Below are 20,213 nucleotides of genomic sequence, written 5' to 3'. Positions count from 1 at the left end.
TTATGGCTGAGAGACCAATCGACCTTGGATGGATGCGGATGCTGGTAGAAATCGGCAGAAAGGGCAGTCTCACCGCAGCCGCAGAAGAGCTTGGGCTGACGCAACCCGCCATCAGCTACAAAATACGCCGTCTGGAGGAGGAGCTTGGCATCCGGCTTTTGAAGCGACAGCATCGCGGAGTCGAATTGACGGTAGAGGGAGCACGACTGCTGGCCGTCGTCGAGCGCAACGTCTGCGAAATCGACCAAATGGCACGCGAGTTCAAGGCACCGCAACGGCCAACCATACGGATCCACACCGACTACGCCGTTTCGTCGCTATGGCTCATCCCGCGTATGCAGGAATTTCGCGCACTTTACCCCGAGATCAACATCCAGATTGCCGCGACCCAAAATCCCAGACAACATCATACGGATCGTGACGATGTGCTGATTGTTTTCGGGAGCCGCGTAGAAGCAGGGAATAATGCAACGCTGCTGCTGCCCGAGAAGGTGCGGCCCGTTTGCGCGCCTGGTTTCCTGGATTGCCCGCCTAAAAACATCACGCCGAAGAAGCTCGCTCAATCCAAGCTCATCCACCTCGACAGTTCCTGGGCTTCCACATGGTTCGACTGGCGCAGCTACCTCACCGACATCGGAATCGACCGGAGCCTGGGCCAGGGAAGAGGAGACATCAGCTTCAATACCTATTCACTGGTCGTCCAATCGGCCATCGAGGGTCAGGGCCTTGCACTTGGCTGGTCCGGCCTTGTGGATGAACTGATCAGGAGTGGCGCGCTGATTGGTGTCGGCCCTGTGCTCTCGGCACCGGAAAGGGGCTACTGGCTGGTACACCCACAAAACCGGCAGTCCGCCGCCCAGAAACTGGTCGATTGGCTTCTTACACATGCAGGCCGGGACGACGTGGATTTAGGAGGCGGCGGCTGACAGGGCATCTCGCATTCCGGAAGACTTGAGATAGGCGCTGGGGGAGCTGCCAAGCATCCGCCGGAACATGGTGGTGAAGGCGGAAACATTTTCATAGCCCGCATCCAGCGCGACATTCGTGACGGTTTCTCCGCTTGCCAGGCGTGGCAGCGAGGCGAAAATACAGGCCTGCTGTCGCCAGGTCACGAAGCTTACTCCCGTCTCTATGCGGAACATACGGGTAAACGTCCGGCGGCTCATTCCCAGCGTCTGTGCCCAATCATCGATGCTGGCATTGGCTTTGGGAGCGCGAAGGAACTGTCGGCAAAGGGCCGCGATGCTGGGGTGGGACGGGAAAGGAAGTCCCAACGGCTTTTCAGGCAAATGACTTATTTCATCCATCAGCAATTCCATGACCAGTGCGCGCCTGCGCTCACCCTTTCGTATGGCATCCTCATCTTGCAACAGCTCAGCGATGAGATTTTCAGCAAGCACGGTAACCTCGACAACGCGCGGTCTGGCCGGATTGATGAAATCCGAATGCACATAGACCGAATGCATTTCAACCTGGCTGACGACCTCGCTTGAATGCAGCAATCCTGCGGGAATGATAAGGCCGTGGCCCGGCGGCAGCATCCAGCGGCCGTCGCCCGAGCTGACGATGACGACGCCGCTGCGGGCAAACCACAGTTGCGTCTTTTTATGCGAGTGGACAGAGCTTTTGAACCCGTCCTGATAGACGCGGCGAAGCGCCACCAGAGACTCGTTGTTGCCATCGATAAAATCGAGCATCAAGTCCTGCTCATGGTCGCCTGGAAACTCCACAACTGGGGACGAACCGTCTCTCATTTGGCCCACTCTCGTAAAAACTAGACCACAGCACAAAAGCAGGCCGAGGACAATGCGGCTACAAGGACCGAAAAACCAAATTCCAATCCGTGCATGATATCTGGAGAGAGACCCATGGCGAGTGTGACCAGCACGAGCTTCAATGCCGAAAGAACGACCTTTTCCATTATTGCGGCGGCGAGCTTCTGCCACATGCTCAACGACATCATGCAATCCCTGCTGACGTCGCTTTATCCGTTGCTGAAGGCAAATTACGCGCTGGATTTCGTCCAGATTGGACTGCTGACTTTCGCATTCCAGGTCACCGCCTCACTTCTGCAGCCAGCAGTGGGTATTGCGACCGACAAGTGGCCGATGCCGTTTTCCCTGCCTGTCGCCATGCTGTCCACCTGCGCTGGCCTGATCACGCTTGCCTTTGCTCACAGCTTTCCGGTTCTGGTGATCGGCGCCTGCATGATTGGCATCGGTTCTGCGATTTTCCACCCCGAGGCATCACGGGTTGCGCGTGTCGCCTCCGGCGGGAGACATGGATTGGCGCAATCATTCTTCCAGGTCGGTGGAAATACGGGAACGGCGATCGGACCGCTGCTGGCGGCCTTCATCGTTCTTCCCTACGGCCAGCAGAGCCTCAGCTGGTTCTCGCTGATCGCGCTTGCCGGTTTCGCCGTCCTGTCATGGGTCAGCGTCTGGTATAGCCGTCACCGCCGCAGCACAGCGGGCCGCGCCCATGTCAGTCGCGCCCTGCCCTTGGCCAAAAACAAGGTGCTGATCACGCTGGTCGTTCTGCTGATCCTGACCGCCACGAAGAATGCCTATCTTGCGAGCATTTCCAGCTATTTCACCTTCTACACCATCGAGAAGTTCGGGCTTTCGGTTCAGGATGCGCAGTTGCTGCTGTTCCTTTTCCTCGGTGCATCCGCAGCGGGCGTGTTCTTCGGAGGCCCGATTGGTGATCGCTTCGGCTCACGGATCGTCATCTGGTTTTCGATCCTCGGTGTCATCCCGTTTGCGCTTATGTTGCCCTATGCCAATCTTTTCTGGACGATTACACTCGTTGTCCTGATCGGCTTTATCTTCTCGTCGGCTTTCTCGGCTATCGTGGTCTTTGCCCAGGAACTCGTGCCGGGACGCGTGGGATTGATTGCGGGTATGTTCTTCGGCTTTGCCTTCGGTTTCGGTGGCATCGGGGCAGCTGTGCTTGGCGTCTTTGCGGACCGGGAAGGCATAGAATTCGTCTACCGTATCAGCTCATACATGCCATTGCTTGGTCTGCTCACGGTTTTCCTGCCGCGGTTGCCAAACCACCGATAGATCAAGGGAAATGAAAAGCCGCCGGGACATGCATCCCGGCGGCTTTTTTTCGTCATGTTGATGTTCACGCGGCGCGAAGACTTGCGCTCAATGGTATTTCGACATCGATCTCCAGAAGCGAGACATGCTCGTCGCTGTCCATGGTCACATGAACCTTGTCTCTATCGATCTGCACATGCTTGGCGATGACGGCGAGGATTTCCTCACGCAGGACAGCTACCAGCTCATTGCCAACGCCGTTGCGCTCATGGGCCAGCAGGACCTGAAGCCGTTCGCGAGCGAGCGGCGCCGATTTCTGTTTTCGGAAAAGGCTGAAGATGCTCATGCGGCCCTCCCGAAAATCTTTGAGAAGATGCCGCGTTTTTCACCGGGCACAACAACGGGGAGATCTTCGCCGCAAAGACGACGTGCGGCTTCGAAGTATGCCATGGCGGGCGCGGATTTCGCGTCGGCCAGGGTTACAGGGGCACCCACGTTCGATGCACGCAGAACGTCCATGCTTTCTGGGATAATGCCGATCAACGGGATGGAGAGGATTTCCAGAACATCTTCGACCTTGAGCATGTCGCCACGTTCGGCACGTGCCGCGTCATAGCGGGTCAGGAGCAGATGCTTTTCCATGCGCTCGCCGCGTTCAGCCTTGAGCGTTTTGGAATCGAGCAGGCCGATGATCCGGTCTGAGTCGCGGACGGAAGACACTTCCGGGTTGGTCACGACGACGGCAACATCCGCATGACGCATGGCAAGCGTTGCACCGCGCTCGATACCGGCGGGGCTATCGCAGATAACCCAGTCGAAATGCTTCTTGAGTTCGCCGATGACCCACTCCACGCCCTCAGGCGTCAGATTATCCTTGTCGCGGGTTTGCGATGCTGGCAGCAGGAACAGCGTGTCCAGACGCTTGTCGCGGATCAGCGCCTGCGGCAGCTTTGCATCGCCCTGAATGACGTTGACCAGATCATAAACGACGCGGCGTTCCGCACCCATGACGAGATCGAGATTGCGCAGACCGACGTCGAAGTCCACGACGACGACCTTTTCCTTTTTCTGTGCCAACGCTGCACCGAGCGCGGCTGTTGACGTGGTCTTGCCAACGCCTCCTTTACCGGAAGTAACGACGACTACCTTCCCCATCCTTGCTCTCCTGTTCCTGGCCGTTTCCGGCTTAATTGAGTTTGTCCGCCTTGATCGTATCGTTCTCCAGCCAAAGCTGGACCGCCTGACCACGAAGTTTCGGGTCTATGTCTTCCGCCACCTTGTAAACACCATCGATGGCGAGCAATTCCGCTTCCAGCTTCTTGCAGAAAATCCGCGCAGAAGCGTTGCCGAGGGAGCCAGCCATGGCACGACCCCGCAAGGCACCGTAAATATGGATCGATCCGCCCGCGATAACCTCCGCACCGGAAGCAACCGAACCGACGATGGTCACATCCCCCTCGGGGAAGATGACCGACTGGCCGGAACGAACGGGTTCGCTGATCATCAGCGACTGGACCACACTGCGAATCTCCGTCACCGGCGCCTTTGCCGGCTCTTCCGACACCTCGACCGTCGTCGCAAGCGACACCGGCTCGACCTCGATATCGGAGGCTGCCTTGCCGCCCTTGAGCGCAGGTGGCATTCCCGGCTCGATCATCGAAGGACGCGCGCCCTCGATGCCCATGATGGCCACGTTGCGCGACACCAGCTCGGCCAGAAGCGATTTCAGCCCGGCCTTGTCCAGCTTCAGTTCCGCAACGTCGAGCACGACGGGACGCGAAAGGAAGAAGCCTGCAGACCGCGCCGCCAGGTCATCGAGTCGCTCCAGCCATTGGTCCAGTGGCTGCTCCGGGGACAGCACGACCGCCAGAAATGAACGGCCTTTGATACGGATTGAGCGTGAGTCTGTTAGCACTTTGGTCATCTTGGTAAACAAATCATTGACTTTAGGTAGCCCGGATATGGTTAACAAATGGTTAACGCCACCCCTTTTGGCCTTCATAAATTAACTTCCTGGGGGCCTTGACTTGCACCATTTTCTTAAGCTCAAAAGAATCGCCAGCCAGTTGAAATGACACGTGATTCTGGCTTGGGCACCCACGTGCCCTGGGCCTCCTGACAACGCTTCGTTGGGCCTCCAGAAACTGGCGCCGATGGGGTGGCTGGCCGGGCGATCACGCGCGCGACAAGCAAGAGAAAAATATTCTCCTAAAATGCATCTTTTTGCGTCTTTCTGCCATTTCAATGTGCAGCTTTTGTGGGATGAAAGACCAATAGAAATTCTGGAAGGAATACCAATGAACTGGCTCAAGACAATTTCGGCAGCGGCAGCAATCAACGCCGCCCTGTTCTCCTACACTCATGCCGGCGAGAACCTTGACCAGATCAAGTCTGCCGGAACAATCAAGATTGGCACCGAGGGCACCTACGCACCCTTTACCTTCCACGATGCCAGCAACAAGCTTGTCGGTTTCGACGTCGAAATTGGTGAGGCGGTCGCCAAGAAGCTTGGCGTGAAGGCAGAGTTCGTAGAGGGCAAGTGGGATGGTCTTATCGCTGGCCTCGATTCCAAGCGTTACGACGCCGTGATCAATCAGGTGGGAATTACCGAGGCTCGCAAACAGAAATATGCGTTTTCCGAGCCCTATATCGCGTCTAAGGCCGTGTTGATCGTCAGTGCCAAAAACGAAGACATCAAGGGTTTTGAAGACCTGAAGGGCAAGAAATCGGCACAGTCGCTGACCAGCAACTTCGGCAAGCTTGCGACAGAAGCTGGCGCAGAACTTGTCGGCACCGATGGTTTCGACCAGTCGATCCAGCTTGTTCTAACCGGTCGCGCCGATGCTACCGTCAATGACAGCCTTTCCTACTTCGATTTCAAGAAAAAGCAGCCGCAGGCCCCCGTCAAGGTCGTTGCTGAAAAGGCGGATGCGGATTATTCCGGCATCATCGTGCGCAAGGGTGACGAGGATCTGGTCGCCGCCATCAACAAGGCGCTGAGCGACATCAAGGCAGATGGCACCTACAAGACGATCTCGGACAAATATTTCGGCCAGGACGTCTCCAAGTAAGGGGTGGTCCGGGGTCTATTATCCCGCTGAAAAATAAGTCATACTAAACCAGATCATACAGTCCGGCGTCAGCGCCGGACTTCTTTTTTCATCAAGGGGTTTTACGTGCCACATTGGCTTCAACTGATGATGGATTCCCTGCCCACATTGCTCTGGGCGGGCGTCAAGTTCACCATCCCTCTGACACTTCTTTCATTCTTTTTCGGGTTGATCCTTGGCCTTGCCACAGCCGTTGCCAGGCTTTTCGGCCCCATGCCCTTGAGGCTGCTCGCGCGCTTTTATGTCTGGGTCATCCGCGGCACCCCGCTTCTGGTGCAGCTCTTCGTAATCTTCTATGGCCTGCCGAGCGTCGGCATTCTTCTCGATGCATTTTCTGCCGCGCTCATCGGCTTTACGCTGAATGTCGGCGCCTATACCTCCGAAATCATCCGGGCGGCCATTTCTTCGGTTCCAAAGGGCCAATGGGAAGCGGCATTCTCGACCGGCATGAGCTGGCGCCAGGCCATGCAGCGCACCATTCTGCCACAGGCAAGCCGGGTTGCAGTGCCACCGCTCTCCAACACGTTCATATCGTTGGTCAAGGACACCTCGCTCGCCGCAGCCATCACCGTGCCGGAACTTTTCCAATCCGCACAACGTATCGTCGCGACGACCTATGAACCCCTGATCCTCTATATCGAGGCGGCACTGATATATCTGGCGCTCAGCTCCGTGCTGTCCAACCTGCAGTCCAGACTGGAGGTTCGCTTCGCGCGATATGGTGGCATGATGGAGACCAGCCGATGATCGAGCTTACAAACATCGAGAAACGCTTTGGCGAAGCGGTCATCCTCAAGGACATCTCGCTGATCTTCGCGGAAGGCAGCGTGACCGCGCTGGTCGGCCCTTCAGGCGGCGGCAAGAGCACGCTGCTGCGTTGCATCAACCTGCTGGAACTGCCAACCGAAGGCACGGTCAAGATTGGCACCGACGAGATAAGCTTTACCTCCGGCAAGAAGGTCGCATGGCAATCGATCCAGAAAATCCGCCGACAGACCGGCATGGTGTTTCAGAACTTCCAGCTATTCCCGCATCGCACGGCAATTGAAAACGTCATGGAAGGACTTCTCATCGTGCAGAAGTGGTCGCGCGACAAGGCGCGGGCGCGCGCCATGGAGCTGCTGACAAAGGTCGGCATGGAACACAAGGCCGATGCATGGCCCGCCAACCTCTCCGGCGGCCAGCAACAGCGCGTCGCGATCGCGCGGGCGCTCGGTCCATCGCCGCAGGTGCTGTTGTGCGACGAGCCGACATCCGCGCTCGATCCGGAGCTATCGGAAGAGGTGGTGGACGTGCTTGGTCAGTTGGCGCGTGAAGGCACGACCATGGTCATGGCGACACATGACCTGCGGCTCGCATCGCGCATTGCAAACAACGTTGTTTTCCTGGAAGCGGGCAAAGTGGTCGAAACGGGCTCGTCCGACTCGATTTTCCGCTCACCGCAACAGGAGCGGACACGCCGTTTTGTTTCGTCCATCAACGCGGCACAGACGTTCTGAACCCAAAAAATCGGCATTCGCTACCATCGTAGACTGTTTTCACGCCCGAATTTGATATCTAAGTCGGTGTGAAGACATTTGCATGAGGGAGGCTGCATGCCGACGGTTCTTGAGGAAGTGGAAGCGCGCCGAGCGCAGGCCCGTATGGGCGGCGGACAAAAACGCATCGATGCGCAACACGCCAAGGGCAAGCTGACCGCGCGCGAACGCATCGAAGTGCTGCTCGATGAAGGCTCCTTCGAAGAATATGACATGTATGTCACCCACCGCGCGGTGGACTTCGGCATGGCCGAGCAGAAAATTGCAGGCGATGGCGTCGTTACGGGATGGGGTACCATCAACGGCCGACAGGTTTACGTCTTCAGCCAGGACTTCACCGTTCTGGGCGGATCGCTGTCTGAAACCCATGCGCAAAAGATCTGCAAGGTCATGGACATGGCCGCGCGTGTCGGCGCACCCATTATCGGTCTCAACGACAGCGGCGGCGCGCGTATTCAGGAAGGTGTCGCATCGCTTGCGGGCTATGCCGAAGTATTCCGTCGCAATGCCGAGGTTTCGGGTGTCATCCCGCAGATATCAGTCATCATGGGTCCTTGCGCTGGCGGCGCGGTCTATTCACCAGCCATGACGGATTTCATCTTCATGGTGCGCGATACCTCCTACATGTTCGTCACAGGTCCTGATGTCGTCAAAACCGTAACCAACGAAATTGTCACGGCAGAAGAGCTGGGTGGTGCACTGACCCACACGAAGAAATCCTCCGTGGCCGACGGCGCCTATGAAAACGACATTGAGGCGCTGGAAGCCGTGCGCGCGCTGTTTGATTTCCTTCCACTGAACAACCGCGAAAAAGCACCGACACGCCCCTTCCATGACGATCCGGCACGGCTGGAAAACCGGCTCGATACCCTCATCCCTGACAGCTCCAGCAAGCCCTATGACATGAAGGAGCTGATCCACGCCCTGGCCGACGAGGGTGACTTCTTCGAGATACAGGAAGCCTTTGCCAGAAACATCATCACCGGCTTCATCCGCCTTGAAGGCCAAACCGTTGGCGTCGTCGCCAACCAGCCGATGGTGCTGGCCGGCTGCCTGGATATTGACAGCTCGCGAAAGGCGGCCCGCTTCGTTCGGTTCTGCGATGCGTTCAACATTCCCATTCTGACACTGGTCGATGTGCCGGGCTTCCTTCCCGGCGTGGCGCAGGAATATGGAGGCGTCATAAAGCACGGCGCCAAGCTGCTTTTTGCCTATTCGGAAGCAACCGTGCCCTTGGTTACTCTGATCACCCGCAAGGCCTATGGCGGTGCCTATGACGTGATGGCGTCCAAACACATAGGGGCCGATGTGAACTATGCCTGGCCAACCGCGGAAATTGCCGTGATGGGTGCAAAGGGCGCAACCGAAATTCTCTACCGTTCCGAACTATCTGACCCTGAAAAGATTGCGGAGCGCACACGGGAATATGAGGAGCGTTTTGCCAATCCCTTCGTGGCGGCGGAACGGGGCTTCATCGATGAAGTCATCATGCCACATTCCTCCCGTCGCCGCATTGCACGCGCATTCGCGTCTCTGCGCAACAAGCAGGTGGCGACGCATTGGAAGAAACACGACACCATACCGCTGTGAGGACAAAACAGATGATCTCCAAAATCCTCATTGCCAACAGAGGTGAAATTGCCTGCCGCATCATCCGCACGGCGAAAGCCATGGGCATCAAGACCGTGGCTGTCTATTCCGATGCTGACGCCAACGCTTTGCATGTGCGCCTGGCGGATGAAGCTGTCCATATAGGCCCCGCCCCTTCCAACCAGTCCTATATCGTTATCGACAAAATTCTGGACGCGGTCAGGAAGACGGGTGCCGATGCCGTGCATCCCGGTTATGGCTTCCTGTCGGAAAACCCGGTTTTTGCTGAAGCGCTGGGAAAAGCCGGTGTCATCTTCATCGGCCCGCCGGTCAAGGCAATCGAGGCGATGGGCGACAAGATTACCTCGAAGAAGCTTGCCGCCGAAGCGGGTGTATCGACAGTGCCGGGACATATGGGGCTGATCGAGGATGCGGATGAGGCCGTTCACATCGCGTCATCCATCGGCTACCCCGTCATGATCAAGGCGTCCGCTGGCGGCGGCGGCAAGGGAATGCGCATTGCCTGGAACGATGCCGAGGCACGTGAAGGGTTTCAATCCTCGCGCAATGAGGCCAAGGCTTCATTTGGCGATGATCGCATCTTCATCGAAAAATTCGTCAACCAGCCACGCCATATCGAAATTCAGGTGCTGGGCGATCAACACGGCAATGTTCTTTACCTCGGCGAGCGGGAATGCTCCATCCAGCGCCGAAATCAAAAAGTCATCGAAGAGGCCCCCTCGCCCTTTCTGGATGAGGCCACACGCAAGGCAATGGGCGAACAGGCCGTCGCCCTGTCAAAGGCGGTCGGCTACCATTCTGCCGGAACGGTCGAATTCATTGTGGATGGGGAGCGCAACTTCTACTTTCTGGAAATGAACACCCGCCTGCAGGTGGAACATCCGGTCACTGAACTCGTGACTGATATCGATCTGGTTGAACAGATGATCCGTGTTGCCTGCGGTGAACAGCTCTCTTTCTCACAAGACGATGTGAAGCTGAACGGCTGGGCCATCGAAAGCCGGCTTTACGCCGAAGACCCCTATCGCAACTTTCTGCCATCTATCGGCAGGCTTACACGCTACCGCCCTCCGAGTGAGGGCGATCAGCCAGACGGCACCGTCATTCGCAACGATACGGGCGTTTTCGAGGGTGGCGAGATATCCATGTATTACGATCCGATGATCGCAAAGCTGTGCACATGGGGCAAAGATCGCACGATTGCCATCGATGCGATGGCAGATGCGCTTGACGGCTTTGAAGTGGAAGGCATTGGCCACAACCTGCCGTTCCTTTCGACAGTCATGCAGAATGACCGGTTTAGGGATGGCAGGCTGACGACGGGCTTTATTGCCGAAGAGTTTCCACAGGGCTTTGAAAATATCGGGCCTAGCGGAGATGCTGCGCGCAAACTGGCCGCCATTGCCGCTGTCGCCCACCACCGCGTCCAGACGCGCGCGACGCAGATTTCGGGAACGATTGGCAATCACCGTCGCGTGGTCGGCAGCGAATGGGTGGTTGCATTCATCAATAGCGAGCATCGGCTATCGCTCCAGACGGCAGAGAGCGGCGCTATCGTCACCTTTGATGACGGTGCATCGCTGCCGGTCGAAACGCAGTGGTCGCCGGGACAGACGTTGCAGGTGTTTACGGTTGGCAACCAGACCATGGCGGTCAAAATCGATCTTTCACCCTCTGCAATTCGCCTTCGCTGGCAAGGAATAGATGTTTCGGCAAAGGTTCGCACGCCGCGTGTGGCAGAACTGGCGCGCCTCATGCCGGAAAAACTGCCGCCTGATACCTCGAAGTTCCTGCTCTGCCCCATGCCCGGGGTCGTGACATCAATAGCGGTCGCGGTCGGGGATCAGGTGGAAGCAGGACAGGCATTGGCGACGGTGGAAGCGATGAAGATGGAAAACATCCTTCGTGCCGAGCGCCGCGCCCGCGTGAGCAAGATATCCGTCAACGCCGGAGACAGTCTCGCGGTTGACGAGGTGATTTTGGAGTTCGAATAGAAGGAGCGGCAGTTTGCGCTGCCGTTTCGCCGCAAATGGGGTTAAATCTGACCAACGATGAGTCTTAGGCTCAACTCCGTATTCTATCGTAGCCGCGCATCCAAAGAGTTATGCCAAATGCCTGACGAAATCCGAGTAAGACTGCGCGATATCGGTTTTACGCCTGGAATTTATGAAACAGGCCCATTGAATGCCATCACTGACGTTGCGGGCGTGCGCGTAGGCCATTTTTCCGCAATCGAAGGTGACAGCATCCGCACCGGGGCAACTGCAATCATCGCGCATGGTGGCAATATTTTTCAGGAGAAGGTGCCTGCAGCGCTTTCCACCTATAACGGATTTGGCAAATTCGTTGGCGCGACACAGATCGAAGAACTCGGTGAAATCGAAACGCCCATTGTCTTGACGAACACGCTGGCCACCGGACGTGCCGTCGAAGCCATAAACCGGTACACGCTGGCGCAACCGGGCAATGAGCAGGTCGTCTCGCTGAATGCCGTGGTTGGCGAGACCAATGATTCTCGCCTCAATGACATTCGCTCAGCGCGCCCAAGTGTGGAAGAAATCACCCAAGCGCTGGAGAGTGCAAGCGCAGCCTTATTCGATGAGGGTGCTGTCGGCGCCGGGTGCGGCACCGTCGCCTTTGGCATGAAGGGCGGCATCGGGACCAGTTCGCGCGTCGTAAATGTGGCGGGGCAGAACTACACGATCGGCCTTCTCGTCCAGTCCAATTACGGTGGCAATCTTCTTGTCTGCGGCCAGCCATATGTAAACCCGCCGCATGAAGACAAGGACGGTTCGATCATGATCGTGCTGGCAACCGATGCGCCCTTGTCATCGCGCAATCTCAAACGGTTGGCATCACGCTGTTTTGGTGGCCTTGCCCGCACCGGCGCTGCGCTCAGCAATGGTTCCGGAGATTACGCGCTGGCATTTTCGACCGCCGAATCCGTACGCCGCACGCCATCTCGCCGCAGCGGGCTGCATGCCTATCCGGAGCTTTCCAACGATGTGATCTCACCGCTTTTCGAAGCGGCGATAGAAGCGACGGAGGAAGCAATCCTCAATTCGCTCTGCATGGCGACCACAACGGCAGGGTTCAACGCGGCAACCGGCAAACCATTGAAGATATCCGCCATATCAATTGACGCGCTCAAGGCGCTGCTCTCCTCTCGACCTTGAAAAGGAACAAACATGCCCACCGATAACGGCCGTATCGTCTATCTCAACGGTGAATTTCTGCCAGAAACAGAAGCCAAACTCTCCATTTTCGACCGTGGCTTTCTGTTTGGTGACGGCATCTACGAGGTTACCTCGGTGCTGGAAGGCAAGCTGATCGACAGTGATCTTCACATGGCGCGCCTGCAACGCAGCGCCGGTGAGATTGACATTAAGCTGCCCGTCACCACCCAGCAGATTGTCGAAGCCGAGCGCCGACTGGTGAGGGAAAACAAGCTGGAAGAAGGCATGATCTACCTGCAGCTGACACGCGGCGCGGAAGACCGCAACTTCCTTTTTTCCGCCGATCTGGCTCCCACCCTCGTCATGTTTACCCAGGCGAAGAAGCTGCTGGGGGGTGCGCAGGAAGAAACCGGACTGTCGGTAAAAACCGTGCCGGACCAGCGGTGGGCCCGCCGCGATATCAAATCCGTATGCCTTCTGCCGCAAGTCATGGCAAAGCGTCTGGCCAAAGCGGACGGATGCGACGAGGCGTGGATGATCGAGGACGGTTTCGTGACCGAGGGTGCGTCATCGACGGCCTATATCGTCACAGCGGACGGGAAGCTTGTCACGCGCGGCAACAGCAACAAGACCCTTCCCGGATGCACGCGGCAGGCCGCGCTGCAATTGGCGGCGGAGGCGGGACTGACGCTGGAGGAACGTGCATTCACCTTGCAGGAAGCGATGGAAGCACAGGAAGCCGCCCTGACCAGCGCCTCTAACTTCGTCATGTCCATCACCACAATCGATGGCAAGCCTGTTGGAACCGGCAAGCCGGGGCCGCTGGTCATGCGCCTGCGCGAGCTCTATCTCGAGCACGCCCGTCGCACGGCAATCTGACACTTTACGGCGCTTGATCGGCTCAGATCGAGCGTCGATATTCGACCATCCGTGCGCGGTTCGATACCAGTTCGAGGTGGTCTTCGCCCAGCATGTTGAGGCAGACCCGTTTCGTCCAGGGTCCATCGATGAGGGTGAAGAGATAGCGACCATTGCCCAGCGCCGTCAGTGGCATGGTGTGGCGCACAGGACCTGTCCCTATAGACAGGGCGCCATCAGCAATGTCGAACTCTGCCCCCTCTGGTGATACCCACCGCCCGGAAAGCGCCGCTGGCACGTCATGCTGGCCGACCGGCAGAAAGCGCCGCTGCGCATGTCCAACCTCTCCCACCAGCGCAATCCCGTCTTTGCGCAGGCGCATCGGTGATGATGCGGAGCGGGAGGAGACCCAACCGTCGACGTCTTCATACAGGGTATCTTCAGCGTCGATATAGGTGGCGACACTGCCCCTTATCTCCAGCCAATAGGGCCCGCTTTGGGTGACATACAGCCCTTCTGGCAGCGTGTTTGACGTTTTTGGCAGCGGCAGGCCGGTCAGAGCCGCCATGGCTTCCAGTGCAATCTTGTAGCCATTCGTGTCCTCCCGGTTCGAGACAACGGCAAAGCCGGTTCCATTGTCAGGATCAGTCAGGAAATAGCTCTTGTAGCCCGGATGCGAACCACCATGGCCAACGAAGCGGCGTGTTCCAAGACGCGACCAGCGCAGCCCCAGCCCGTAATCACTCATTCTGCCATCTGCAAGCGGACGTTGCGCCGACAGGCGGTCCAGCACCCCGGCAAAGCCCGCTTCACCGCGCAAAAGCGCCTGTAGCCAGCGCACGAGCGCCTCGCCGCTGCCCGTCAGACTTCCTGAAGCGGAAAGATGCAGGCCCGCGGCTGAGAGTTGCCAGCCTCTGTCGCTTTTCCAGTAACCCGGTGCGAGTCCGCTGACCGGATCGTTCCAGACATCAGGTGCATTCAGGGAAATACCGAGCGGCTGAGAGAGCCTTTCCTGAACGAAAGCGTCGAAGAACAGCCCCTTTCGCTGGAGCGCCGCTTCGACCAGCCGATACCCGGTATTCGAATAGGATACCTCATGGCCCGGCTTGAAATTGAGCCTCGTCATGCGGCAGAGATAGGACAGCAGCGCCTCCGCTTTCGTTTCCGTGTAGACGGAGAGACCGAGCAAGGACAGGCATTCCCTCACATCCGGCAAGCCACCGGACATATCCAGCGCCTGGCCCACCGTGAGGTCCGCCAGAGGCGACTGCAATTCGTCTAGATGCATGGAGAGCGGATCATCGAGTGAAATCACGTCGCTGTTCTGCAGCACCATGGCGCAGAAGACGTGCTTGGTCAGCGAGGCATAACGAACAACGCTTTCCGACGTGAATGGAGCGCGCGTGGAAAGGCTTTCAACTCCGCCCGAACTTTTGAAACGGATACCGGACAGATCGAAGCCTATGATCGCGCCACCGGGTTCCGCGCTTCCCCACTGAGAGGCGAAACCGTCAGCAACCTTCGCGGCGCGGCTCCAGTCCAAGTCATTCTGCATGTTTTCCGTCCAATGCCTTTTTTGATGCGGCGTTACCCTGTTCTTGCATTGCATTTGCACCTATCTGCCGTTTACAGCAACGCCTGTCATACATTTTCGGAAAGCGACCTCCCCATGAGCAGCCCAAAAGCGGTACCCGTATTCGACGGTCACAACGACGTCCTGCTACGTCTGAAACTTTCAGGGCACCCGTCCCCGGAACGTCTTTTCGTTGATGGCGACACCGTTGGACATATCGACCTGCCGCGCGCGAAAAAGGGCGGTCTTGCCGGTGGATTATGTGCGATCTTCGTGCCGTCGCCTCAGGGCTTCGATGCCAATCGCGACTTCATCGCTCCCGAACAAACGCAGGCTTTGGCGACCACACTGGGCATGGCCAGCCTTTTGTTTCGCATCGAAGCCGCCTCGAATGGCGGGCTGAAGGTCTGCCGGAGCGCTGCAGATATCCGTAACGCCATGGCCGATGGCGCTTTTGCCTCCGTATTGCACATCGAAGGCGTGGAGGCATTCGATACCGATCTGGACGCCCTGCATGTCCTCCACCAGTCTGGCCTGCGCTCGCTCGGCCCCGTGTGGAGCCGGCCCAACAGCTTTGCCTATGGCGTGCCGTTTCGTTTCCCGTCGACACCCGATATCGGCCCCGGCTTGACCGATGCCGGCAAGCGGCTGGTCACGACCTGCAACGAGCTGAAGGTCCTTGTCGATCTCTCCCACATGAACGAGCAGGGCTTTTGGGATATCGCCAAGATCACGGATGCGCCCCTCGTTGCCTCCCATTCCAATGCCCACACGCTGTGCAATCACAGTCGCAACCTCACCGACAGACAGCTGGATGCCATCCGCGATAGCGGCGGCCTGGCCGGTATCAACTTCGGCGTCCTCTTCATGCGCCAGGACGGGGTCAAGAACCCCGATACAGACCTCAGCGAGCTGGTACGGCATGTCGACTACATGGTCGACAGGATGGGCATCGATCACGTTGCGATGGGATCGGATTTCGATGGCACCACAATTCCTGCCGCAATGAAGGATGCATCCGACCTGCAAATGCTCGTCAACGCACTCCGGGATGCGGGCTATGATCAGGCGTCGCTTGATAAAATCTGCCATGGAAACTGGATCAGGGTTCTGGAAAAAACCTGGGGCGCTTAAGCGGAAGCCTTGCCATCCACAGGCCGGTTACGGGCGCCCAGAAAAGGTCTGCGCTGCCCGACCGGTTTTGTGTTCAGAATTTATGAAATAAAAAGCAAATCTTCGTATTTCTGAGAACACAACGAACTAGCGTCACAATGCTGTGGTTGGCCTGACGCAATCTTGTGGAAAAGCATATGACAGAGAAGAACGACGTAGCGCAGGCTGAAGTGGCTGAAGCCGGACTCGAGGGCTTTTTCGAGCGATACCGACCTCATCTCACCTCGATTGCGGTAACCGTCGTCTTCCTGATGATGACGTTTACCATCTACAAGCTGACATCTGAAGTTCGCTACGACGACATTGTCGTCGCACTCGCCGATACCAGCTGGCGTGCTGCGGCCCTTGCCGTTCTGTTCACCGGCCTGAGCTTTGCCGCCCTGATCTGCTACGATCTCAACGCGATAGAGTATATCGGCAAGAAATTGCCAGCGCCCTCGGTCATCGCGACAGCATTCATTGCATATGCCGTTGGCAACACCGCCGGGTTTGGCCCCTTGAGTGGCGGTGCTATCCGCTTCCGCGCCTATTCGCGCATGGGGCTCAGCCCTTCGGATATCGCCCGCATCATCGCCTTCGTTACGCTCTCTTTCGGATTGGGATTGCTCGCCGTCAGCGCGCTCTCCACTCTTATCGTCGCCCCAAGGGTAGCCAGCATTCTTGGCATAGAACCCTCATGGTTACGCGGTGGCGCTCTGGCGATCATCTGCGTCATGACCGCTCTGATGTTTCTTGGCCGCAACGGCAGGGTTATCCAGATCCGGCGGCTGAAATTGCGCCTTCCCGATAGCCGAACCTCGTCACGCCAGTTTCTGGTCTCGGCTTTCGATATCGCGGCATCGGCATCCGTCCTTTATGTGCTCCTGCCGGAAACGAATGTCGGCTGGCCAAGCTTCTTTGCCATCTATGCCACCGCTGTCGGCCTTGGCGTTCTCAGCCATGTTCCGGCGGGCCTCGGTGTTTTCGAAACAGTCATGGTCGCCGGTCTGGGCAACGCCATCAGCCTTGATCAGCTTCTGGGCGGTCTCGTCCTTTACCGCATGATCTACCACGTGCTGCCGCTTCTCGTCGCCATCTGCCTCATGCTGGCATCGGAAATGAAGCAGTTCGCCTCCAAGCCGATCATGGCGGATATCGGCAGTCTTGCCGGGCGTCTGGCACCGTCCCTGCTGTCCGCATTTGCCCTCATTCTCGGCACCATGCTGATTTTCTCGAGTGTGACGCCAACGCCGGACAGCAATCTCGATTTCCTGTCCGGCTTCGTGCCTTTGCCCATTATCGAGGCGGCACACTTTCTCTCCAGTATTCTTGGCCTGGTGCTCGTGGTCGCGTCGCGCGGGCTAAGCCAAAGGCTGGACGGTGCATGGTGGGTGGCGCTGGTCTCCGCGGCGGGCGGCCTCTTCCTCTCGCTGATCAAGGCCATTGCCGTTTTCGAGGCGATCTTCCTCGGCATCTTTATCGTCGCGCTGTTCTTCAATGTCAGAAGCTTCAACCGTCATGCCTCTCTGTTGCGTCAGGCTCTGGGACCGACCTGGCTCGCGGCGATGGCGGTTATTGTTGCCGGTGCAGCGACAATCCTGTTCTTTGTCTATCGTGACACCGATTACAGCCAGACGCTGTGGTGGCAGTTCGAGTTTTCCGAGGAAGCACCACGCGGCCTGCGTGCGCTCCTTGGCCTCGTGCTGGCTTCATCAACGGTCGCCATTTTCAGCCTGCTGCGACCCGTCATCTACAGACCGGATGAAATCCATCCTGAGGATATTCAAAAGGCAACCGCGATCGTCGAAAAACAGGGCGTTGCGGACGCCAATCTCGTACGTATGGGCGACAAGCACGTCATGCTGTCGGAGAGCGGTAATGCCTTCATCATGTACGGCATTCGAGGCCGCTCATGGATTGCGCTGGCCGATCCGGTCGGTGACGAGAACGATTTCTCCGACCTTGTCTGGCAATTCGTCGAGCAGGCGCGCGCATCCGGCGCCAGAGCGGTCTTCTATCAGATCTCGCCTGCCATTCTTCCCTACTGCGCCGATGCGGGACTTCGGGCTTTCAAGCTCGGTGAACTCGCCATGGTGGATCTCAAGCGGTTCGAACTGAAAGGCGGAAAGCTCGCCAATCTGAGGCAGTCGCTCAGCCGTGGCGCCCGCGACGGCTTGACGTTCTCCGTCGTTGATACGCCGGATGTTCCTGAAATCTACGATGCTCTGAAGAACGTATCGGACTCGTGGCTGGCGCATCACAACACCCGGGAAAAGACCTTCTCGCTCGGATCGTTCGAAAAGGACTACATCCTCTCGCAACCCGTCGCGGTATTGCGCAAGGACGGCCAGATAACCGCTTTTGCGAACCTGCTGATGACCGAGACAAAGGATGAAGTGACCGTCGATCTCATGCGCTTCTCGCCCGATGCGCCACGGGGGTCGATGGACTTCCTGTTTGTCAGCATTATTGAATATATGCGCGAACAGGGTTACTCCTACTTCAACCTTGGCATGGCGCCACTTTCCGGCATGTCCAAGAGAGAGGCAGCGCCTGTCTGGGACCGGATTGGTGGCACATTGTTCGAACACGGCGAACGTTTTTACAACTTCAAGGGTCTGAGGGCGTTCAAGTCGAAATTTCACCCGAAATGGGAGCCACGCTATGTCGCGGTTTCCAACGGAACGAGTGCCGCCTTGGCGCTTATGGACGCAACCGTCCTCATCAGCGGCGGCGTCAGAGGAGTGATTGGTAAATGACAGCCCTCCAATACCTGAAAATCGCATTGCTGGCGGCTACGACCTTCGTTCCGGTCTGTGCATCCGCACAGGAAGCCAATGGTTTTCAGACAGGCATGATCCCCGCAGACCACATCCTCCTGCCGGACGGAGACCTGACCGCCAATGTGTTCCTGATATCGGGCGCAAGCGGATGGGGAGAGGCAGAGCAGACGGAAGCAGAGGCGCTGGTCGAGAAAGGCGCGGCTGTCGTTGGAATAGACATGCCGAAATACATAGAGGCACTCAAGGCCAATGAGGATGAGTGCATCTACATGATCTCGGACATTGAGGAACTTGCGCAGGAAATTCAGCGCAAGGCCGGAGTGTCCAACTACCGCCCACCCATCATCGCCGGTGTCGGAGATGGCGCGACGCTTGCGCTTGCCATGATCGCGCAAAGCCCTGCAGCGACAATCAGCGAGGCTGTGGCCGTTGATCCGGTTGCGGGCATTCCGCTTGAAAAAATTCTCTGCACGCCGGCGACCAAACAGCCGGATAATGGCCGCATGATCTACGGCCTGACAGACGGACCCCTGCCGGCGCCGGTCAGCGTCGTCTTTAGCCCGAAGGCCGATGCCAAGGGCCGCGCGCATGTGGAAGAGCTTACCAAATCCCACCCGGACATTGACGTCAAAGACGTGACGGATGAGGCGCAGGCGGCTCTCGCGCAGGCTCTTACCGACCGTATCGACGCAGCCGGAAACAGCGATGATCCACTTGGGTTGCCATTGACCGTGCTTGAGGCCAAGCCCACCATGGACACAATGGCGATCATCTATTCCGGCGACGGCGGATGGCGCGATCTGGACAAGGATATCGGCAGCTTCCTTCAGCAGGATGGCGTACCGACCATCGGCGTGGATTCCTTGCGTTATTTCTGGTCGGAGAAAAAACCGCAGGATATCGCCTCGGACCTTTCACGTATCATCGATACCTATCGCAAGGAGTGGAAGGTCAAGAACGTACTTCTGATCGGCTATTCCTTTGGTGCCGACGTTTTGCCCGTGACCTTCAATACCCTGCCGGAAAAGGACAAAGCCCGCGTCGTTCAGATGAGCCTGCTTTCGCTCTCGCATGAAGTATCATACGAAATCTCTGTCGGCGGATGGCTTGGTGTGTCAGGTTCCGGAGCGCAGGACCCCGTCGCGGATCTGGCAAAGATCAACCCGAAAATCGTGCAGTGCGTTTACGGCACCGAAGACGAAGAAGCTGCTTGCCCTGCACTCAAAGACAAGGGTGTGGAGACGATCGGGATTGAGGGAGGGCACCATTTCGATGAGGATTACGAGGCCCTGACCAAACGCATTGTTTCCTCGTTGAAAAAGCGTCTCGGTCAGTAGCCCAAGGCTGTAATTTCTCGGTCGACATATT

The 20,213-nt window shown here is 57.6% G+C and carries 17 protein-coding genes; 12 read left to right on the top strand and 5 right to left on the bottom strand.

Translation table 11 applies throughout. The features are described from left to right. Window positions 1-2: 2 nt before the first annotated feature. Entirely contained in the window at window positions 3-926 is a 924-nt protein-coding gene (locus tag QRN85_RS18765) for a choline sulfate utilization transcriptional regulator (protein ID WP_284759735.1), read from the top strand. Here QRN85_RS18765 and QRN85_RS18760 read toward each other — a convergent pair. Continuing rightward, window positions 909-1,754 (bottom strand): AraC family transcriptional regulator, encoded by an 846-nt coding sequence (locus tag QRN85_RS18760; protein WP_284759734.1) that lies wholly within the window; start codon window positions 1,752-1,754, stop codon window positions 909-911. The genes QRN85_RS18765 and QRN85_RS18760 overlap by 18 nt on opposite strands. Before the next feature lie 114 nt (window positions 1,755-1,868). On the opposite strand from QRN85_RS18760, the gene QRN85_RS18755 reads away from it, so the two are divergent. Next, window positions 1,869-3,065 carry an MFS transporter gene (locus QRN85_RS18755; RefSeq protein WP_062585959.1) on the top strand — a complete coding sequence of 399 codons (1,197 nt, stop codon included), beginning with the start codon at window positions 1,869-1,871 and terminating at the stop codon, window positions 3,063-3,065. A gap of 64 nt (window positions 3,066-3,129) precedes the next feature. Here the strand turns inward: QRN85_RS18755 and minE are convergent, their stop codons facing one another. Genes minE through minC form a run of 3 tightly spaced genes read right to left on the bottom strand, consistent with a single transcriptional unit; the run spans window position 3,130 to window position 4,968 of the window. Continuing rightward, window positions 3,130-3,390, bottom strand: coding sequence for a cell division topological specificity factor MinE (minE, locus tag QRN85_RS18750; RefSeq protein ID WP_062585961.1), 261 nt, complete (start codon window positions 3,388-3,390; stop codon window positions 3,130-3,132). Beyond that, window positions 3,387-4,199, bottom strand: a complete 813-nt coding sequence (gene minD / locus QRN85_RS18745; protein ID WP_062585963.1) for a septum site-determining protein MinD — start codon at window positions 4,197-4,199, stop codon at window positions 3,387-3,389. Before minD ends, minE begins: the two co-directional genes overlap by 4 nt. A gap of 31 nt (window positions 4,200-4,230) precedes the next feature. Further along, window positions 4,231-4,968: a septum site-determining protein MinC gene (minC, locus tag QRN85_RS18740; protein WP_162723360.1), complete on the bottom strand. Its 738-nt coding sequence runs from the start codon at window positions 4,966-4,968 to the stop codon at window positions 4,231-4,233. A gap of 373 nt (window positions 4,969-5,341) precedes the next feature. Here minC and QRN85_RS18735 point away from each other — a divergent pair, with 373 nt between their 5' ends. The 7 genes from QRN85_RS18735 to QRN85_RS18705 all read left to right on the top strand — a co-directional run bounded on the left by QRN85_RS18735 (window position 5,342) and on the right by QRN85_RS18705 (window position 13,358). Next, window positions 5,342-6,115, top strand: a complete 774-nt coding sequence (locus QRN85_RS18735) for an amino acid ABC transporter substrate-binding protein (RefSeq protein ID WP_284759733.1) — start codon at window positions 5,342-5,344, stop codon at window positions 6,113-6,115. A gap of 105 nt (window positions 6,116-6,220) precedes the next feature. Next, window positions 6,221-6,901 carry an amino acid ABC transporter permease gene (locus tag QRN85_RS18730; RefSeq protein WP_062585969.1) on the top strand — a complete coding sequence of 227 codons (681 nt, stop codon included), beginning with the start codon at window positions 6,221-6,223 and terminating at the stop codon, window positions 6,899-6,901. Continuing rightward, window positions 6,898-7,653, top strand: coding sequence for an amino acid ABC transporter ATP-binding protein (locus QRN85_RS18725; RefSeq protein ID WP_284759732.1), 756 nt, complete (start codon window positions 6,898-6,900; stop codon window positions 7,651-7,653). The genes QRN85_RS18730 and QRN85_RS18725 overlap by 4 nt, the downstream gene beginning before the upstream one ends. A gap of 96 nt (window positions 7,654-7,749) precedes the next feature. Then, window positions 7,750-9,282, top strand: a complete 1,533-nt coding sequence (locus tag QRN85_RS18720) for an acyl-CoA carboxylase subunit beta (RefSeq protein ID WP_113221209.1) — start codon at window positions 7,750-7,752, stop codon at window positions 9,280-9,282. 11 nt (window positions 9,283-9,293) lie between these two features. Next, window positions 9,294-11,297 (top strand): acetyl-CoA carboxylase biotin carboxylase subunit, encoded by a 2,004-nt coding sequence (locus tag QRN85_RS18715; protein ID WP_284759731.1) that lies wholly within the window; start codon window positions 9,294-9,296, stop codon window positions 11,295-11,297. Window positions 11,298-11,414: 117 nt separating this feature from the next. Further along, window positions 11,415-12,479 (top strand): P1 family peptidase, encoded by a 1,065-nt coding sequence (locus QRN85_RS18710; protein ID WP_284759730.1) that lies wholly within the window; start codon window positions 11,415-11,417, stop codon window positions 12,477-12,479. Window positions 12,480-12,491: 12 nt separating this feature from the next. Continuing rightward, window positions 12,492-13,358, top strand: coding sequence for a D-amino-acid transaminase (locus QRN85_RS18705; protein ID WP_112962425.1), 867 nt, complete (start codon window positions 12,492-12,494; stop codon window positions 13,356-13,358). 22 nt (window positions 13,359-13,380) lie between these two features. Here the strand turns inward: QRN85_RS18705 and QRN85_RS18700 are convergent, their stop codons facing one another. After that, on the bottom strand, window positions 13,381-14,892 hold the full coding sequence (locus tag QRN85_RS18700; RefSeq protein ID WP_284759729.1) for a serine hydrolase domain-containing protein: 1,512 nt from the start codon (window positions 14,890-14,892) through the stop codon (window positions 13,381-13,383). 114 nt (window positions 14,893-15,006) lie between these two features. Between QRN85_RS18700 and QRN85_RS18695 the strand changes: the two genes are divergently transcribed. The 3 genes from QRN85_RS18695 to QRN85_RS18685 all read left to right on the top strand — a co-directional run bounded on the left by QRN85_RS18695 (window position 15,007) and on the right by QRN85_RS18685 (window position 20,182). Continuing rightward, complete coding sequence (locus QRN85_RS18695) at window positions 15,007-16,044, top strand: dipeptidase (protein WP_284759728.1); 1,038 nt, start codon at window positions 15,007-15,009, stop codon at window positions 16,042-16,044. A gap of 176 nt (window positions 16,045-16,220) precedes the next feature. Further along, entirely contained in the window at window positions 16,221-18,821 is a 2,601-nt protein-coding gene (gene mprF, locus QRN85_RS18690) for a bifunctional lysylphosphatidylglycerol flippase/synthetase MprF (protein WP_113092779.1), read from the top strand. After that, window positions 18,818-20,182 (top strand): AcvB/VirJ family lysyl-phosphatidylglycerol hydrolase, encoded by a 1,365-nt coding sequence (locus QRN85_RS18685; RefSeq protein ID WP_113221204.1) that lies wholly within the window; start codon window positions 18,818-18,820, stop codon window positions 20,180-20,182. Before mprF ends, QRN85_RS18685 begins: the two co-directional genes overlap by 4 nt. The last annotated feature ends 31 nt before the right edge of the window (window positions 20,183-20,213 follow it).

This window comes from Agrobacterium sp. fls2-241-TYG-188a, assembly GCF_030209845.1.
The sequence above is the reverse complement of the archived record's forward strand: the minus strand, read 5'-3'. Positions and strand labels throughout refer to the sequence as shown.

Coding starts and splice junctions, on each gene's coding strand:
- QRN85_RS18765 (WP_284759735.1), top strand. CDS start 3: ATGGCTGAGAGACCAATCGACCTTGGATGGATGCGGATGCTGGTAGAA.
- QRN85_RS18760 (WP_284759734.1), bottom strand. CDS start 1,754: ATGAGAGACGGTTCGTCCCCAGTTGTGGAGTTTCCAGGCGACCATGAG.
- QRN85_RS18755 (WP_062585959.1), top strand. CDS start 1,869: ATGGCGAGTGTGACCAGCACGAGCTTCAATGCCGAAAGAACGACCTTT.
- minE (WP_062585961.1), bottom strand. CDS start 3,390: ATGAGCATCTTCAGCCTTTTCCGAAAACAGAAATCGGCGCCGCTCGCT.
- minD (WP_062585963.1), bottom strand. CDS start 4,199: ATGGGGAAGGTAGTCGTCGTTACTTCCGGTAAAGGAGGCGTTGGCAAG.
- minC (WP_162723360.1), bottom strand. CDS start 4,968: ATGACCAAAGTGCTAACAGACTCACGCTCAATCCGTATCAAAGGCCGT.
- QRN85_RS18735 (WP_284759733.1), top strand. CDS start 5,342: ATGAACTGGCTCAAGACAATTTCGGCAGCGGCAGCAATCAACGCCGCC.
- QRN85_RS18725 (WP_284759732.1), top strand. CDS start 6,898: ATGATCGAGCTTACAAACATCGAGAAACGCTTTGGCGAAGCGGTCATC.
- QRN85_RS18720 (WP_113221209.1), top strand. CDS start 7,750: ATGCCGACGGTTCTTGAGGAAGTGGAAGCGCGCCGAGCGCAGGCCCGT.
- QRN85_RS18715 (WP_284759731.1), top strand. CDS start 9,294: ATGATCTCCAAAATCCTCATTGCCAACAGAGGTGAAATTGCCTGCCGC.
- QRN85_RS18710 (WP_284759730.1), top strand. CDS start 11,415: ATGCCTGACGAAATCCGAGTAAGACTGCGCGATATCGGTTTTACGCCT.
- QRN85_RS18705 (WP_112962425.1), top strand. CDS start 12,492: ATGCCCACCGATAACGGCCGTATCGTCTATCTCAACGGTGAATTTCTG.
- QRN85_RS18700 (WP_284759729.1), bottom strand. CDS start 14,892: ATGCAGAATGACTTGGACTGGAGCCGCGCCGCGAAGGTTGCTGACGGT.
- QRN85_RS18695 (WP_284759728.1), top strand. CDS start 15,007: ATGAGCAGCCCAAAAGCGGTACCCGTATTCGACGGTCACAACGACGTC.
- mprF (WP_113092779.1), top strand. CDS start 16,221: ATGACAGAGAAGAACGACGTAGCGCAGGCTGAAGTGGCTGAAGCCGGA.
- QRN85_RS18685 (WP_113221204.1), top strand. CDS start 18,818: ATGACAGCCCTCCAATACCTGAAAATCGCATTGCTGGCGGCTACGACC.